Below are 15,906 nucleotides of genomic sequence, written 5' to 3'. Positions count from 1 at the left end.
CCGTACGGCGGTGCCGGACGGGCGGGTCAGCTCTTCCGGTGGCCTATCAGGCGCGGCTTCGACTCCAGGTTCTCCAGGCCGTGCCAGGCCAGGTTCACCAGATGCGCCGCCACCTCCGCCTTCTTCGGCTTGCGGACGTTCAGCCACCACTGGCCCGTCAGCGCCACCATGCCGACCAGCGCCTGTGCGTACAGCGGGGCGAGCTTCGGGTCGAAGCCGCGGGCCTTGAACTCCAGCCCCAGGATGTCCTCGACCTGCGTGGCGATGTCGCTGATCAGGGATGCGAACGTGCCCGTCGACTGGGCGACGGGGGAGTCGCGGACCAGGATGCGGAAGCCGTCCGTGTACGTCTCGATGTAGTCGAGCAGCGCGAACGCGGCCTGTTCCAGGAGTTCGCGCGGGTGGCCGGCGGTCAGGGCGCCGGTGACCATGTCGAGGAGCTGGCGCATCTCGCGGTCGACCACGACGGCGTACAGGCCCTCCTTGCCGCCGAAGTGTTCGTAGACGACCGGCTTGGACACGCCGGCGCGGGCCGCGATCTCCTCCACCGAGGTGCCTTCGAAGCCCTTGTCGGCGAAGAGGGTGCGCCCGATGTCCAGCAGCTGTTCGCGGCGTTCCTTGCCGGTCATCCTCACGCGGCGGGTACGCCGGGGGGAGGAGGGACGGTTCTTCTCGCTGCTCGTGCTGCCGTCGGTCGCCACGTGGTCAATCATGCCGCGTCGGCGTGCGCGGACTCGCGCCGGGAGTCGATCCGGCGGGACTCGATCCGGGCGGAGTCCGGCCAGCGCACGTCGTACGCCCAGCCGAGCCTCTCGAACCAACGGATCAGCCGGGCACTGGAGTCGACCTGGCCCTTCATCACCCCGTGCCGGGCACTGGTCGGATCGGCGTGGTGCAGGTTGTGCCACGACTCGCCGCAGGAGAGGACCGCCAGCCACCACACATTGCCCGACCGGTCACGGGACTTGAACGGGCGCTTGCCGACCGCGTGGCAGATGGAGTTGATCGACCAGGTGACGTGGTGCAGAAGCGCCACCCGTACGAGAGAGCCCCAGAAGAACGCCGTCGCCGCTCCCCACCACGACATCGTCACCAGACCGCCGACCAGCGGCGGGATCGCCAGCGACGCGATCGTGAAGGTGAGGAAGTGGCGGGAGATCCCGCGGATCGCCGGGTCCTTGATCAGGTCCGGGGCGTACTTCTGCTGGGGGGTCTGCTCCTCGTCGAACATCCAGCCGATGTGCGCCCACCACAGCCCCTTCATCAGGGCAGGGAGCGTCTCACCGAACCGCCACGGCGAGTGCGGGTCGCCCTCGGCGTCGGAGAAGCGGTGGTGCTTGCGGTGGTCGGCCACCCAGCGCACCAGCGGGCCTTCCACGGCCAGCGATCCGGCAACGGCCAGGGCGATGCGGAGCGGGCGCTTCGCCTTGAAGGAGCCATGGGTGAAGTAGCGGTGGAAGCCGATCGTGATGCCGTGGCAGCCGATGAAGTACATGGCGACCAGCAGGCCCAGATCGAGCCAGCTCACACCGTGGCCCCAGGCCAGCGGCACCGCCGCGACCAGGGCCACGAACGGCACCACGATGAACAGCAGCAGGGCGATCTGCTCGATCGACCGCTTGTTGTCGCCGCCCAGCGTGGCGGAAGAGTGGGTCGGACCGTCGGCCGCCAGTGTCGGGGCGTCGTCGATCACATCGGGGCTGGTGTTCATGGGGAGTCCCCTGGAGGGTGATGAGGAGTACGAGGGACAACTCTGGCTACGCATCCGTAACCTACGGTTTCGTAAGTATGGCAGCGCGGAGGCCCGCTGCACGAGAGCTGAGCCGTCGGAGCTATCGCCCCACAGGGCCGACGAGGGCTGCGGGCAACGCCGACGGCACGGACACCTATCCTGGAAGCGTCGGACAGCGCGGTCCGCACTCTGCTTTCCCGGGACAGCGGCAGCACCGCAGCCGCGGACCCCGGACCCCCTGACAGACGTGCCCACCCGTCTCCCGCCGTCACCCTTGTGGGGAGACGCTTCGCGACGCACCTCCTCAATCACTGCAAGGAGCCGCACACTGTGAGCAGTGCCGACCAGACCCCCGCCGCCAGCCCCGAGCTGCGCGCCGACATCCGACGCCTCGGCGATCTGCTGGGCGAGACCCTCGTACGTCAGGAGGGTCAGGAACTCCTCGACCTCGTCGAGCGTGTCCGCGCCCTGACCCGTACCGACGGCGAGGCCGCCGCCGAACTTCTCGGCGACACGGACCTGGAGACCGCCGCGCAGCTGGTGCGCGCCTTCTCCACCTACTTCCACCTCGCCAACGTCACCGAGCAGGTCCACCGAGCCCACGAGATGCGCGACCGGCGCGCCGCCGAGGGCGGCCTGCTGGCCCGCACCGCCGACCGGCTGAAGGACGCGGACCCCGAGCACCTGCGCGCGACCGTCAAGAACCTCAACGTACGGCCCGTCTTCACCGCGCACCCGACCGAGGCCGCGCGGCGCTCCGTACTGAACAAGCTCCGCCGCATCGCCGAGCTGTTGGAGACCCCCGTCATCGAGGCCGACCGGCGCCGCCACGACCTCAGGCTCGCCGAGAACATCGACCTCATCTGGCAGACCGACGAGTTGCGTGTCGTCCGCCCGGAACCGGCCGACGAGGCCCGTAACGCCATCTACTACCTCGACGAGCTGCACGCCAACGCCGTCGGGGACGTACTCGAGGACCTCGCTGCCGAGCTGGAGCGGGTCGGCGTCGAGCTGCCCGCGGGCACCCGCCCGCTGACCTTCGGCACCTGGATCGGCGGCGACCGCGACGGCAACCCCAATGTGACGCCCGCCGTCACCTGGGAGGTGCTGATCCTGCAGCACGAGCACGGCATCACCGATGCGCTGGAGCTCATCGACTATCTGCGCGGACTGCTCTCCAACTCCATCCGTTACACGGGCGCCACCGACGAGCTGCTCACCTCGCTCCAGGCCGACCTGGAGCGGCTCCCCGAGATCAGCCCGCGCTACAAGCGGCTGAACGCCGAGGAGCCGTACCGCCTCAAGGCCACCTGCATCCGGCAGAAGCTCGTCAACACCCGCGAGCGGCTGGCCAAGGGCACCCCGCACCGTCCCGGCTGCGACTACCTCGGCACCGCCGAGCTCATCGAGGACCTGGTGCTCATCCAGACCTCGCTGCGCGAGCACCGCGGCGGTCTTTTCGCCGACGGCCGGATGAACCGCACCATCCGTACGCTCTCCGCGTTCGGTCTGCAGCTCGCCACCATGGACGTACGCGAACACGCCGACGCCCACCACCACGCCCTCGGCCAGCTCTTCGACCGGCTCGGCGAGGAATCCTGGCGCTACGCCGACATGCCGCGTGAATACCGGCAGAAGCTCCTCGCCAAGGAGCTCCGCTCACGCCGCCCGCTCGCTCCGACCCCGGCCCCGCTGGACGCCGCGGGCGAGAAGACCCTCGGCGTCTTCCACACCATCAAGGAGGCGTTCGAGCGGTTCGGCCCCGAGGTCATCGAGTCGTACATCATCTCGATGTGTCAGGGCGCCGACGACGTCTTCGCCGCCGCCGTCCTCGCCCGCGAGGCCGGTCTGATCGATCTGCACGGCGGCTGGGCCAAGATCGGCATCGTGCCGCTCCTGGAGACCACCGACGAGCTGCGCGCCGCCGATGTGATCCTCGACGAGATGCTCGCCGACCCGTCCTACCGGCGGCTCGTCTCGCTCCGCGGCGATGTCCAGGAGGTCATGCTCGGGTACTCCGACTCCTCCAAGTTCGGCGGCATCACCACCTCGCAGTGGGAGATCCACCGGGCGCAGCGCCGGCTGCGTGACGTCGCGCACCGCTACGGCGTGCGGCTGCGGCTCTTCCATGGCCGCGGCGGCACCGTCGGCCGCGGTGGCGGCCCCTCGCACGACGCGATCCTCGCGCAGCCGTGGGGCACGCTGGAGGGCGAGATCAAGGTGACCGAGCAGGGCGAGGTCATCTCCGACAAGTACCTCATCCCGGCGCTCGCCCGGGAGAACCTCGAGCTGACCGTCGCGGCCACCCTCCAGGCCTCCGCGCTGCACACCGCGCCCCGCCAGTCCGACGAGGCCCTGGCCCGCTGGGACGCGGCGATGGACACGGTCTCCGACGCCGCGCACGACGCCTACCGCAAGCTGGTCGAGGACCCGGATCTGCCCGCGTACTTCTTCGCGTCCACCCCGGTCGACCAGCTCGCCGAGCTGCACCTGGGATCCCGCCCGTCGCGGCGCCCGGACTCCGGCGCCGGTCTCGACGGCCTGCGGGCCATCCCGTGGGTCTTCGGCTGGACCCAGTCGCGGCAGATCGTGCCCGGCTGGTACGGCGTCGGCTCGGGGCTCAAGGCGCTGCGCGAGGCCGGTCTGGACACCGTTCTGGACGAGATGCACGAGCACTGGCACTTCTTCCGGAACTTCATCTCGAACGTGGAGATGACGCTCGCCAAGACCGACCTGCGGATCGCCCGCCACTATGTCGACACGCTCGTCCCCGACGAGCTGAAGCACGTCTTCGCCGACATCGAGGCCGAGCACGCGCTCACGGTGAAGGAAGTCCTGAAGGTCACCGGCGGGACCGAACTGCTCGGCACCAGCCCGGTGCTCCAGCAGACGTTCGCCATCCGGGACGCCTACCTGGACCCGATCTCGTACCTCCAGGTCTCGCTGCTGGCCCGCCAGCGCCGGGCCGCCGAGCGCGGCGAGGAGGCCGACCCGCTGCTCGCCCGGGCCCTGCTGCTCACGGTGAACGGTGTCGCCGCGGGTCTGCGCAACACCGGCTGACCTTGTCGCCCGCAGCACGACAGTGCCCCCACCGGACGCATCCGGTGGGGGCACTCCGCTGCGCGGACGTCAGTGCTGCTGGGCCTTGCGGCGGCGCATCACCAGGAAGCCGCCGGCCGCGGCGAGCGCCACGGCGACAGCCGCCATCATGCCGACCGGGGCGCTGCTTCCGGTCTCGGCGAGGTTGCCGGAATCGCCGCCCTGGGTGGCCGGGGCGCCGGCCGGGGTGCTCTCCGAGGCGGACGGGGTGGCGGACGGCTGCTCGCCGCCGGGAGCGGACGGGGTGGCGGACGGCGTGGCCGTGGGCTCCTCGCCGGGCTTCGTCGGCTCCTCGCCGGGCTTCGTGGGTTCTTCGCCGGGCTTGGTCGGCTCCTCGCCGGGCTTCGTGGGCTCCTCGCCGGGCTTGCCCGGCTCGCAGTCGGTCTTGAAGACCTTGTGCTTGGCCTTGCCGTTCTCGCCCTCGAAGTTCCAGAACAGCTTGTACTGGCCGTCGGGCAGGGTCATGTCGGCGGTACGGCCGTGGCCGGAGCCATCGAGCGCGAAGGCGCCCGTCTTGACCGTCTCGCCCTTGTCCAGGTCATTGTTGGCCCAGGCCTCGATGTGCCACTGGACCTTCTGGGTGGCGTCGAAGCCGAACGCGTCGAGGTAGAAGGAGCAGACCTTCGGCTCGTTCCTGCGAAGCTCCTCGCCGGTCTTGGCGTCGTGGATCTTCACCGTGCCGTTGTCGCCCTTGGGCGTCGCGAAGGCGGAAGGTGCCAGCAGCAGCGAGGCGGTCACCGCGGTGACCAGAGCGCCGGCGGGAATGAATATGCGCATGGGCAGTCCAACGTAGGAGATGAGGGATGCCGTGGGGGGATCGGCCAAGCTTCTTGTGGTTGCTTCCGCCCGTCAAATTTGATGTGTGCGCATCCGCCCCGTGTGCAGGGTTCTGCCCCAATCATTCCGGATAACGATCAGGCGAACACGCGGCTGTGGCACGGGAGTCCGCGCCTCGGGGCGTCCCGGGGAAGGGCTCGGAGCCGCGGCCCGGGAGTCGCTCAGGGGGCGGCTCAGAGGGCGATGAACGTCGCCACCAGCAGCACCGCGCCCGCGATCCCGATTCCCCATGCGGTCCGGGTGAGCCGCAGACCGCCGCCGATGATGAGGGCGGCGAGCAGCAGTGCGCCGCCGAGCGGTACCCACGAGTGCAGGAAGCCCGGCATCCCGGTGCGTACGACCTCGTCGGTGCCTGGCTTCACGACCACCGGGAACCTGTCGCCCTTCTTCACCGCGACGGACCGCTCGATCGTCACACGCGAGCGCGCGGTGGCGTGCTCGGCGGGGGCGAACGGCCCCGTGCAGACGTCGGCGCCGCAGCCGGTGACGGCCATCGTGCCGTGCTCGCGGCCCTTGGCGAGGACGATGTGCTGCGCCGAGGACCAGGACGACAGGGCGCCCGCGACGAGCAGCAGCAGGACGACGCAGCCCAGGGCGGCGCTGCGGCCGTAGAGCAATGCGCGGTGGGAGGTGCTCCGCTTCATGGGGAGCGATCCTTGGCCAGGCGAACGCTTTCGGTCAACTTCACGTCGGACCCCGGTCGGAAATGGTCCGGGATCGCCCTGCTATCTCATGAGTTGTACGCGCTCTGTGCGCGCTCAAGTCCCTCCGCGAGCAGGCACTCCACCGAGTCCGCCGCCCGGTCCACGAGATAGCCGAGCTCCTTGCGCTCGGTGGACGAGAAGTCCTTCAGCACGAAGTCGGCGACCTGCATCCGGCCCGGCGGGCGGCCGATCCCGAACCTGATCCGGTGGTAGTCGGACCCCATCGACTTGGTCATCGACTTGAGCCCGTTGTGTCCGTTGTCGCCGCCGCCCAGCTTCAGCCGGAGCGTCCCGTAGTCGATGTCCAGCTCGTCGTGGATCGCCACGATGTGATCGGTCGGCACCTTGTAGAAGTCGCGGAGCGCGGTGACGGGGCCGCCGGAGAGGTTCATGTACGACATCGGCTTCGCCAGGATCACGCGGCGGTTGGCCGGTCCGGGCGGTCCCATACGGCCCTCGACGACCTGCGCCTGAGCCTTCTGGGCCCGCTTGAACTTCCCGCCGATCCGCTCGGCGAGGAGGTCGGCGACCATGAAGCCGACGTTGTGCCGCTGCGCTGCGTGCTCGGGTCCGGGGTTGCCGAGGCCCACGATGAGCCAGGGGTCGGTGGCGTCGGACATCTGCGCTCGGTCTCCTTCGCGTACGGATGGTTCCGGATGGCCCGGATACAGGCGGACGGGGCGGCGGGTCCCTGGGGAAGGAACCGCCGCCCCGTCAGTCAAGCAGGTGAAGCGGGGAGGGCGAGGCTCAGGCCTCGGCGCCCTCGGCCTCGGCGGCCTCGGCGGCCGGCTCCTCGGCCTGCGCGGCGACGACCTGCAGCACGACGGCGTCCTCGTCGCCGGCCAGCACGGAGCCGGAGGGCAGCGGGATGTCCTTGGCGAGGACGGAGGCACCGGCGTCGAGGCCCGCGACGGAGACCGTGACGGACTCGGGGATGTGGGTGGCCTCGGCCTCGACGAGCAGGGTGTTCTGCACGTACTCGAGGAGGTTGCCGCCCGGGGCGAGCTCGCCCTCGACGTGCACGGCGACCTCGACGTTGACCTTCTCGCCGCGCTTGACGGTCAGCAGGTCGACGTGCTCGATGTCGCCCTTGAGCGGGTTGCGCTGCACGGCCTTCGGGATGACCAGCGCGTTCTTGCCCTCGAGCTCCAGGCCGATCAGGACGTTGGCGGTGCGGAGCGCAAGGAGCAGCTCGTGGGCCGGCAGGGTGACGTGGACCGGCTCGGCGCCGTGGCCGTAGACGACCGCGGGGACCTGGTTGTCACGACGGGCGCGGCGGGCGGCACCCTTGCCGAACTCGGTACGGGGCTGGGCGGCGAGCTTGATCTCGGCCATGACTGCACTCCTCGTGGGGTGACGAAAACTGGATGGTCACCCGGCCCACGACAGGCCTGCTACGAAGAGCGCGTCGATAACGGACCGCCGTACCCATGAGTACGGCCTCCCTCGCCGAGCAACTCGCTGAGTCTACCCGGCGGGGAGGCCGCACCCAAGTGGATCTTGTGGGTCAGGTGGTCCTACTGCTCCTCGAAGAGGCTCGTGACCGAGCCGTCCTCGAAGACCTCGCGCACCGCGCGCGCGATCGTCGGCGCGATCGAGAGCACCGTGATCTTGTCGAGCTCCAGCTCACCCGGGGTCGGCAGGGTGTCCGTGAAGACGAACTCGCTGACCTTGGAGTTCTTCAGCCGGTCCGCGGCCGGGCCGGAGAGCACGCCGTGCGTCGCCGTCACTATGACGTCCTCGGCGCCGTGCGCGAACAGGGCGTCGGCGGCGGCGCAGATGGTGCCACCGGTGTCGATCATGTCGTCGACCAGGACGCAGACGCGGCCCTTGACGTTGCCGACGACCTCGTGGACGGTCACCTGGTTGGCGACGTCCTTGTCGCGGCGCTTGTGGACGATCGCCAGCGGCGCGTCCAGGCGGTCGCACCAGCGGTCGGCGACGCGCACGCGGCCGGCGTCCGGGGAGACGATCGTCAGCTTCGAGCGGTCGACCTTGGCGCCGACGTAGTCGGCGAGGATCGGCAGCGCGAAGAGGTGGTCGACCGGGCCGTCGAAGAAGCCCTGGATCTGGTCGGTGTGCAGGTCGACCGTGAGTATGCGGTCGGCACCCGCGGTCTTCATCAGGTCGGCGACCAGGCGGGCCGAGATCGGCTCGCGGCCGCGGTGCTTCTTGTCCTGGCGGGCGTAGCCGTAGAACGGCACGATCACCGTGATGGAGCGGGCCGACGCGCGCTTCAGCGCGTCCAGCATGATCAGCTGCTCCATGATCCACTTGTTGATCGGAGCCGTGTGGCTCTGGATCAGGAAGCAGTCGGCGCCGCGTGCGGACTCCTGGAAGCGGACGTAGATCTCACCGTTGGCGAAATCGAAGGCCTTCGTCGGCACGAGGCCGACACCCAGTTGGTGCGCAACCTCCTCGGCCAGCTCGGGGTGGGCGCGGCCGGAGAAGAGCATCAGTTTCTTCTCGCCGGTCGTCTTGATCCCGGTCACAGCACAGTCTCCTCAGACGTGTTCCTGGCGCTGCAGCATGTGTCCCGATGTGCAACGAGCCAGCCGAAATGGGGTGAGCATCTATCACGGTACGCCGTGCGCGGCGCACCCGTTTCCGGTCAGCTTTCGCTGTCGGCCTCTTCGGCGGCGGCCTGAGCCGCCTGCGCGGCGGCGCTGCCCGGACGCTTACGGGCCACCCAACCCGCGATATTCCTTTGCTGGCCGCGGGCGACGGCCAGCGAACCGGGCGGTACGTCCTTGGTGATGACCGAGCCCGCAGCGGTGTAGACGCCGTCCCCGACCGTGACAGGTGCCACAAACATATTGTCCGACCCGGTGCGGCAGTGAGACCCGATCGTCGTGTGGTGCTTCGACACCCCGTCGTAGTTCACGAAGACGCTGGCGGCGCCGATGTTGGAGTGGTCGCCGATGGTCGCGTCGCCGACGTAGCTCAGGTGCGGCACCTTCGTGCCCTCACCGATCGTGGCGTTCTTCATCTCCACGTACGTACCGGCCTTGGCCCTCGGGCCGAGCGTGGTGCCGGGGCGCAGATACGCGTACGGGCCGACCGTCGCGCCCGGGCCGATCTCCGCCCCGACCGCGACCGTGTTGTCGACGCGGGCGCCCGCGTGGACGGTGGTGTCCGTCAGCCGGCTGTTCGGGCCGACCTCGGCGTCCTCGGCGAGGTGCGTGGTCCCGAGCAACTGGGTGCCGGGGTGCACGATCGCGTCCTGCTCGTACGTCACCGTGGCGTCGATCAGCGTCGTCGCCGGGTCCACGACGGTCACGCCGGCGAGCATGGCCCGCTCCAGCAGCCGCTCGTTCAGCAGGGTGCGGGCCTGGGCCAGCTGGACGCGGTTGTTGATCCCGAGGATCTCGCGGTGGTCGGCAGCGACGGAGGCGCCGACGCGGTGCCCCGCCTCGCGCAGGATGGACAGCACGTCGGTGAGGTACTCCTCGCCCTGGCTGTTGTCGGCGCGGACCTTGCCGAGGGCGTCCGTGAGCAGCTGTCCGTCGAACGCGAAGACCCCGGAATTGATCTCGCGGATGGCGCGCTGCGCGTCGGTGGCGTCCTTGTGCTCGACGATCTCGGTGACCGCGCCGCTTGCGGCGTCGCGGACGATCCTGCCGTAGCCGGTGGCGTCAGGGACCTCGGCGGTCAGCACGGTGACGGCGTTCGCGTCGGCGGTGTGGACGGCGGCGAGCGCGGTGAGCGTCGCGCCGGAGAGCAGCGGGGTGTCGCCGCAGACGACGATCACCGTGCCCTCGACGGTGCCGCCGAGTTCTTCGAGCGCGGTGCGTACGGCGTGGCCGGTGCCGCCCTGGACGGCCTGGTAGGCGGTCCGCACCTGGCTGTCGACGGTGGCGAGGTGCGCGGTGACCTGCTCGCTCGCATGGCCGACGACCACGACGAGGTGCTCGGGGTCCAGCTCGCGTGCGGCGGTGACGACATGCCCGACGAGTGAGCGCCCGGAGATCTCGTGCAGAACCTTCGGGGTCTTCGACTTCATGCGGGTGCCCTCACCCGCTGCGAGGACGATGACGGCTGCCAATGGGGCCTCCCCTGATCGAGCGGCGCCGGGGACCTGAGGAGGACCGGCGCACACGGATGTGCCCTTCGGCTTCGGATGGTGGACATCCGCAGGATACCGGGGGAGCTACTGGCCGAAACGGGCGCGGGCCCCGACCGTCATGGTCGGGGCCCGCGCGTGCATGCTCCCCTGCCAGGATTCGAACCCGGACAAATGGCACCAAAAGCCACTGTGCTGCCGTTACACCACAGGGGACAGCAAAGCCGATCGACTGGACAGACCGTCAGGCCGTCGACCGGGCAGACAACACTATGCCGTACCACCGGCCTTCAACGCGACGGGTCGCCGTGCTCCGGCGAGGCGCGCTGTGATGCGCGTAGCCCGAAAATGAGGTGCGCCCGCCCGTAGGCTGGATGCCATGACCGTAACGGGGGCATACCGGGAAGGCGTGGGAACGACCACTCGCGGCTATTGGTGGTGGGAACGGCGGCGCAGTGTCGCCCTGGACGTGGGGCTGGCGCTCCTGTCGGCGCTGGAATGCGCACTGGAAGGTGTGGCGTTCGCGGGGGACACCGGGCTGCCGGTGCCCGTCGGGGTGGTGTTCGGCCTGCTCGCCGGGGCCGTTCTGGTGGTGCGTCGCCGCTGGCCGATCGCCGTGGTGCTGGTCGCGATCGCGACGACGCCCGCCGAGATGGGCTTCCTGATGGGCCTGGTCGGCCTCTACACGCTGGCCGCGTCCGACGTACCGCGCCGGATCACCGCGGTGCTGATGGGGATGTCGCTGGTCGGGACGTTCATCGTCACGTACGTACGGCTGCGGCAGAGCGTCTCCGTGCAGTCCGGGGACTTCGGGCCGGGCGACTGGTACGTACCGCTGACGTCCCTCTTCATGTCACTGGGCCTCACGGCTCCCCCCGTGCTGTTCGGCCTCTACATAGGGGCGCGGCGCCGACTGATGGAGAGCCTGCGGGAGCGGGCGGACTCCCTGGAACGGGAGCTGTCGCTGCTCGCCGACCGGGCCGAGGAGCGGGCGGAGTGGGCGCGCACCGAGGAGCGGACCCGGATCGCGCGCGAGATGCATGACGTGGTCGCGCACCGGGTCAGCCTGATGGTGGTGCATGCGGCCGCCCTGCAGGCCGTCGCCCCGAAGGACCCGGCGAAGGCGGTACGGAACGCGGCACTGGTCGGCGACATGGGCAGACAGGCCCTGACCGAACTGCGCGAGATGCTCGGCGTGCTGCGGACGGGGGATCCGGCGGCGACCCGGGGCGCGAAGGTTCCGCTGGCCGCGGTGGGTGAGGCGGCAGCCGCTGCGGCGGCCGCCGCCACGGAGGACGGGCCGCGGCTGCACGAGGTGGAGACGCTGATCGGGCAGTCACGGGCGGCCGGGATGACGGTGGAGCTGTCGGTGGACGGCGAGGCGTGCGCGTACGCCCCCGAGGTGGAGCAGACGGCGTACCGGGTGGTGCAGGAGGCCCTGACGAACGTCCACAAGCACGCGGCGGGCGCGAAGACGTGGGTGCGGCTGGCGCACCGGGGCTCGGAGGTCGCGATGCAGGTGGAGAACGGCCCGTCGGACGGCGCCGCGACGGACGCGGGGCTGCCGAGCGGCGGCAATGGCCTGGTGGGAATGCGGGAGCGGGTACTGGGCCTGGGCGGCGTATTCGTCTCGGGCCCGACGGACGCGGGGGGCTTCCGGGTATCGGCGGTACTCCCGGCCCACGGGGCCGCGTAACCCCCTGCGGTCTCGCCCCGTCCGTCGACGAGGACGTGGGGTTCACCCCGAGAGGGTTGCGGCCTGTGCTGGCCGGCTTTTCGGGCCCGTCCGGCGATCGCAAGCGGCGCGTTCACTTCGTCACGGGTGCGGGCCGAGGGGGCCGGAAGCTGAAGCCCGTCGGGGCGATCGGGCGCGGAGCGGTCCCCGGACACCCGCGGCCCGCCTCACCGTCCCCGTCCCGGGACCCGCTCAGTCCGACGTCAGACGCTCCGGCTGGATCCCGCCGACCAGCGTCGCCAGGGCCTGGTCGATGTCCGCGCCCAGGAACCAGTCGCCGGTGTGGTCGATGCTGTACACGCGCCCCTCGGCGTCGATCGCGAGGACCGCCTGCCCGTCCCCCTCCTCCCCCAGCGGGCTGACCTCGGTCTCCAGCGCCCGCCCGAGGTCACCGAGGGTGCGGGCCAGGTGCAGTCCGCTCAGCGGATCGATCCGCACCGACGCCGGTGCGATCTGCCGGCCCGGCGCGGACGCCGTGATGTGCAGGCCGCCGAACTCCGCCCACGCCTCCACCGCCGCCGGGAACACCGCGTGCTGATGTCCGGCCGGTGACGTGTGGGCGCGCAGCGCGTCCGCCCACTCCTCCGCCTGCCGGATGTCCCAGCGGCCCGGCTGCCAGCCCGCGGTCCGCAGGGCGGAGTCGACGGCGACGGGAAAGCGGGTGGTGGTGGCACGGTCCGTATGGGTCGCGCGGTCGCTCTGCTGGGGAAGGTCGGTTCGGTCGTGCATCGGCGCGCGATCAGCCCTTCTCGGCGGTGGTCGCCGCGCTGGTGGTGGTGAGGTCGACGGGACGGACGCCGAAATGGGCGAGCATCGCCGTGCAGGAGCGGCACGGTGGCGCGTAGCTGCCGTGCATCGGGTCGCCGTCCTCGCGGATCCGACGCGCGGTCAGCCGCGAGTGCTTCAGTGCGCGCCGCGCCTCCCCGCTGGTCAGCGGTTTGCGCTGGGCTCGCTTGGACCGGTCGGTCTCCGCGGCGGTGAGCTGCCGGGAGAGCAGGATCGCCTCGGGGCAGCGGCCTGTGAAGCGTTCGCGCTGCCCGCTGGTGAGCGTGTCGAGGAAGTCCTGGACCAACGGGTGCAGTACGGGCGGCTGGTCGCCCTTGCCCGCCGTGCAGGTCAGCGTTTCACCGCGGACGGACAGCGCTGCGGCCACGGCCGGCAGGATGCCGTCGCGGCGTTGGTGGAGACGAGGTCTGCTGCTCGTCCCGGTGCTGCTCCAGTTGAGGCGCGGATCGCCGGATGTGACTGATTGTGCTGCGTGCATGGTGCGGATGTCCCTCCCGTGCAATCCCCCCGAGTTGCGGTGACAGCCTGCCAAATGTGCCAGTCGGTGGGGAAGCTGGGTCGGTGAAACGTGTCTGCGTGTCGCGGACAGTGGCCTGACCGACGCTTGTCCGTCACTGAGTTGTGACGGTTCGTGACCGAAGGGGAGGTGATGGCGGAAGAGAGCCGGAAGGGCAGCGGAGGGGCGGGACCCCCTGTTGCGCCACCGCATAGGCTGTGCCTGGACCGTCCCCATGGGCAGGTCGGTCCTCACCAGACAGACGCAGCAGGGGGCAACCGCCATGACGACAGGTCGGCTCGGGCAGCAAGCCGCGCCACCGAACGCGGCCTACGCCGGGCAGGTCGTGCACTTCCCGGACCCGGTCCGGGCGTCCCGCCACCCCAGAGGTGTGCGCGTGGACGAGAACGGCTGCCCGGTATTCGCGCCGTACGCACGCGCCGCCGCCGAGATCGCCGAGCCTCCGCAGGGCTTCGGCGTCGATGAGCTGCGGCTCACCGACTACGTCTCGGCCAACGCGGCGCTGGCGGCGAGCGGCCACGAGCTGTGGGACACGATCCCGGCGGTCGCCACCCCGCACGGCTGGACCTGGCACCACGTGCCGGGCGGCCGGCGGATGGAGCTCGTCCCGGTCGAGGTCAAGGCACTGCTCCGGCACCACGGTGGTCTCGCGACCACCGCGGTCGACCAGAACAAGCGGGGCACGCGTCCGCTGCAGGAGACCCGGCCCGCGCACTTCCGGCTCCCGAAGGGCGCGGTCTCGGTCAGCGAGCAGCAGATCCAGGGCGTCGAGGAGGACCTCGGCTACCGGCTGCCGGGCGCGTACCGATCCTTCCTGAAGGCGGCCGGCGGCTCGGCGCCGGCCGGTGCGGCGCTCGACGCGGAGCTCGGTCTCCTGGTCGATCAGCCGTTCTTCACAGTGCGTGAAGAGGCCGCGGTGAACGACCTGGTGTACGTCAACAAGTGCCTGCGCGACCACCTCACCAAGGACTACCTGGGCGTCGGCTTCGTCCAGGGCGGCATCCTCGCGGTGAAGGTCCGGGGCAACGGCGTCGGCTCGGTCTGGTTCTGCGCGTACGACGATGCCCGGGACCGGGACGGCTGGAGCGTGCAGGAGCGCGTGGACCGGCTGCTGCTGCCCTGCGGTGCGGACTTCGACGCCTTCCTGCAGCGGCTGGCGGGCAACCCGCCGGAGCTGGAGACCGTGGCGAACCTGATGGTGGACGGCGGCTTCGCCCGGGCCGTCCCGGTGGAGGGGTGAGCGCAATGGTGACCTTTGCGCAGGCGCAGGAACGCGCGGACGAGTGGGTCAACGGAGACGTGCCCGCGTACCAGCACCGCGAGGTGCGGGTCCGCGAGTTCGAGCTGGGCTTCGTGGTGTGGGCCGAGGACCGCGCGGAGGGCCCCGTCTCGGACGGTGGCCGGCAGCGGCTGGTGATCGCCCGTGACAGCGGTGAGGCGACGCTCTGGCCCGGACTGCCGGTGGGCGAGGTGATCCGGCGGTACGAGGAGGAGTACGGCACGGTCGCCGCCGCCCCGGCCCCGGCGCCGTCGCCGGCGCGCGTCGACCTGAATCAGACGTCCTTCCTGCTGAGCCCGCCGGAGTGGCTCCAGGAAGCGGCGGACAAGCTCGGGATCCCGGACCGGCGGGCGGAGCGCGACGGGAACCCTCCCCCCGCGCCTTCCGCTTCTCCCGCTCCATTTGTTCCCGCGCAGGCGGCCCCTTCCGGGACGCCGTCCGGTGGGCCGCCGTGGCAGGGCGCCGGTGCGCAGGGCGAGCACGAGCCCACCACCCCCGACGGCGTTCCGGCCTCCTCGCCGAACGCGCCCACCGGGGCCACCCCGTGGGCCGGGACCGACACCAACGCGGACTCCGACGACGGGGCGGTCGCGCTGCCGGCCACTGTGTTCGCGCCGCCGCTCTCGGGCGCCGATGACGACGGCACCCCGCCGCCGGTGGTCTCCGCGGATGCGCCGACCGCGCTCATGTCGGGCGGCAGCCAGCTGCCCCGGACGGCGATCGCCCCTGGTCTGGACCCGCAGGGTCCGGGCGCACCCGGACCGGGTCCCTCCGGGGCTCCCGGGAGCGGTGACATCGCCGACGCCACCACCAGCAAGGCCACGGTGCCGCCGCGCGGTGCGCGCGGTGGCGGGTCGACCACTCCGCCGCCGCCCGGCGCCCCCGGCACGCCGGGCGCCAGGCCGGGCGCGCCCGTGCCGCCGCCCTCGGGTCCGGGCGCGCCCGGTGCCCCGGCGGGCGGGTACCTGCCGACGCAGCTCGTCTCGCAGGCCGGCCCGCCCGGTGCACCTCAGCCCCCCGGGCCTCCAGGGCAGCCCGCCCCTCCCGGACCTCCGGCCCCTCCCGGACCTCCGGCACCTCCCGGACCTCCGGCACCTCCCGGACCTCCTGGGTCGACGCCGCCGCCCGGTGGCGGCTTCGACCACGCCGCGACC

General features: G+C 71.1%; 13 protein-coding genes, 1 tRNA gene and 1 pseudogene. 4 read left to right on the top strand and 11 right to left on the bottom strand.

What is annotated here, in order from left to right:
* Positions 1–26: 26 nt before the first annotated feature.
* Both ACFU6I_RS10070 and ACFU6I_RS10065 read right to left on the bottom strand, forming a co-directional pair.
* The gene (locus ACFU6I_RS10070) at positions 27–713 is read right to left on the bottom strand and encodes a TetR family transcriptional regulator (RefSeq protein WP_384363580.1); all 687 of its coding nucleotides are present in this window, start codon (positions 711–713) and stop codon (positions 27–29) included.
* Positions 710–1,711: an acyl-CoA desaturase gene (locus tag ACFU6I_RS10065; RefSeq protein WP_384363578.1), complete on the bottom strand. Its 1,002-nt coding sequence runs from the start codon at positions 1,709–1,711 to the stop codon at positions 710–712. The genes ACFU6I_RS10070 and ACFU6I_RS10065 overlap by 4 nt, the downstream gene beginning before the upstream one ends.
* Before the next feature lie 351 nt (positions 1,712–2,062).
* On the opposite strand from ACFU6I_RS10065, the gene ppc reads away from it, so the two are divergent.
* Positions 2,063–4,792 carry a phosphoenolpyruvate carboxylase gene (gene ppc, locus ACFU6I_RS10060; RefSeq protein WP_384363576.1) on the top strand — a complete coding sequence of 910 codons (2,730 nt, stop codon included), beginning with the start codon at positions 2,063–2,065 and terminating at the stop codon, positions 4,790–4,792.
* 69 nt (positions 4,793–4,861) lie between these two features.
* Here ppc and ACFU6I_RS10055 read toward each other — a convergent pair whose 3' ends face one another.
* From ACFU6I_RS10055 to ACFU6I_RS10025, 7 genes are all read right to left on the bottom strand, one after another.
* Positions 4,862–5,608 (bottom strand): LPXTG cell wall anchor domain-containing protein, encoded by a 747-nt coding sequence (locus tag ACFU6I_RS10055; protein ID WP_384363574.1) that lies wholly within the window; start codon positions 5,606–5,608, stop codon positions 4,862–4,864.
* 233 nt (positions 5,609–5,841) lie between these two features.
* On the bottom strand, positions 5,842–6,312 hold the full coding sequence (locus ACFU6I_RS10050) for a hypothetical protein (protein WP_384363572.1): 471 nt from the start codon (positions 6,310–6,312) through the stop codon (positions 5,842–5,844).
* A gap of 86 nt (positions 6,313–6,398) precedes the next feature.
* Positions 6,399–6,992, bottom strand: a complete 594-nt coding sequence (gene pth / locus ACFU6I_RS10045; protein WP_376665384.1) for an aminoacyl-tRNA hydrolase — start codon at positions 6,990–6,992, stop codon at positions 6,399–6,401.
* 127 nt (positions 6,993–7,119) lie between these two features.
* Complete coding sequence (locus ACFU6I_RS10040; RefSeq protein ID WP_384363570.1) at positions 7,120–7,707, bottom strand: 50S ribosomal protein L25/general stress protein Ctc; 588 nt, start codon at positions 7,705–7,707, stop codon at positions 7,120–7,122.
* Between the two features lie 182 nt (positions 7,708–7,889).
* Entirely contained in the window at positions 7,890–8,864 is a 975-nt protein-coding gene (locus ACFU6I_RS10035; protein WP_030976866.1) for a ribose-phosphate diphosphokinase, read from the bottom strand.
* 119 nt (positions 8,865–8,983) lie between these two features.
* On the bottom strand, positions 8,984–10,417 hold the full coding sequence (glmU, locus tag ACFU6I_RS10030; protein ID WP_384363568.1) for a bifunctional UDP-N-acetylglucosamine diphosphorylase/glucosamine-1-phosphate N-acetyltransferase GlmU: 1,434 nt from the start codon (positions 10,415–10,417) through the stop codon (positions 8,984–8,986).
* Between the two features lie 163 nt (positions 10,418–10,580).
* Positions 10,581–10,651 (bottom strand) — tRNA-Gln (locus tag ACFU6I_RS10025).
* 163 nt (positions 10,652–10,814) lie between these two features.
* Between ACFU6I_RS10025 and ACFU6I_RS10020 the strand changes: the two genes are divergently transcribed.
* Complete coding sequence (locus tag ACFU6I_RS10020; RefSeq protein WP_384363566.1) at positions 10,815–12,131, top strand: sensor histidine kinase; 1,317 nt, start codon at positions 10,815–10,817, stop codon at positions 12,129–12,131.
* Between the two features lie 231 nt (positions 12,132–12,362).
* On the opposite strand, the gene ACFU6I_RS10015 is transcribed toward ACFU6I_RS10020, so the two are convergent.
* Entirely contained in the window at positions 12,363–12,899 is a 537-nt protein-coding gene (locus ACFU6I_RS10015) for an SUKH-3 domain-containing protein (RefSeq protein WP_384363564.1), read from the bottom strand.
* Between the two features lie 10 nt (positions 12,900–12,909).
* Positions 12,910–13,434 carry a YwqJ-related putative deaminase gene (locus tag ACFU6I_RS10010; RefSeq protein ID WP_384363562.1) on the bottom strand — a complete coding sequence of 175 codons (525 nt, stop codon included), beginning with the start codon at positions 13,432–13,434 and terminating at the stop codon, positions 12,910–12,912.
* Between the two features lie 301 nt (positions 13,435–13,735).
* Between ACFU6I_RS10010 and ACFU6I_RS10005 the strand changes: the two genes are divergently transcribed.
* Complete coding sequence (locus ACFU6I_RS10005) at positions 13,736–14,713, top strand: SMI1/KNR4 family protein (protein ID WP_384363560.1); 978 nt, start codon at positions 13,736–13,738, stop codon at positions 14,711–14,713.
* Positions 14,714–14,718: 5 nt separating this feature from the next.
* Positions 14,719–15,906: pseudogene (locus tag ACFU6I_RS10000) on the top strand (hypothetical protein); the annotation flags it as partial.

This window comes from Streptomyces sp. NPDC057486 (assembly GCF_042802415.1).
Taxonomy (GTDB): Bacteria; Actinomycetota; Actinomycetes; order Streptomycetales; family Streptomycetaceae; genus Streptomyces; species Streptomyces yanii.
Note: the sequence above shows the minus strand (reverse complement) of the source record. Positions and strands in the feature narration are given on the sequence as shown.

Bases quoted from the DNA above. Each gene is read 5' to 3' on its own strand.
- ACFU6I_RS10005 (WP_384363560.1), top strand. From the start codon at position 13,736: ATGACGACAGGTCGGCTCGGGCAGCAAGCCGCGCCACCGAACGCGGCC.
- ACFU6I_RS10050 (WP_384363572.1), bottom strand. From the start codon at position 6,312: ATGAAGCGGAGCACCTCCCACCGCGCATTGCTCTACGGCCGCAGCGCC.
- ACFU6I_RS10070 (WP_384363580.1), bottom strand. From the start codon at position 713: ATGATTGACCACGTGGCGACCGACGGCAGCACGAGCAGCGAGAAGAAC.
- ACFU6I_RS10020 (WP_384363566.1), top strand. From the start codon at position 10,815: ATGACCGTAACGGGGGCATACCGGGAAGGCGTGGGAACGACCACTCGC.
- ACFU6I_RS10010 (WP_384363562.1), bottom strand. From the start codon at position 13,434: ATGCACGCAGCACAATCAGTCACATCCGGCGATCCGCGCCTCAACTGG.
- pth (WP_376665384.1), bottom strand. From the start codon at position 6,992: ATGTCCGACGCCACCGACCCCTGGCTCATCGTGGGCCTCGGCAACCCC.
- ACFU6I_RS10015 (WP_384363564.1), bottom strand. From the start codon at position 12,899: ATGCACGACCGAACCGACCTTCCCCAGCAGAGCGACCGCGCGACCCAT.
- ACFU6I_RS10065 (WP_384363578.1), bottom strand. From the start codon at position 1,711: ATGAACACCAGCCCCGATGTGATCGACGACGCCCCGACACTGGCGGCC.
- ACFU6I_RS10055 (WP_384363574.1), bottom strand. From the start codon at position 5,608: ATGCGCATATTCATTCCCGCCGGCGCTCTGGTCACCGCGGTGACCGCC.
- ACFU6I_RS10040 (WP_384363570.1), bottom strand. From the start codon at position 7,707: ATGGCCGAGATCAAGCTCGCCGCCCAGCCCCGTACCGAGTTCGGCAAG.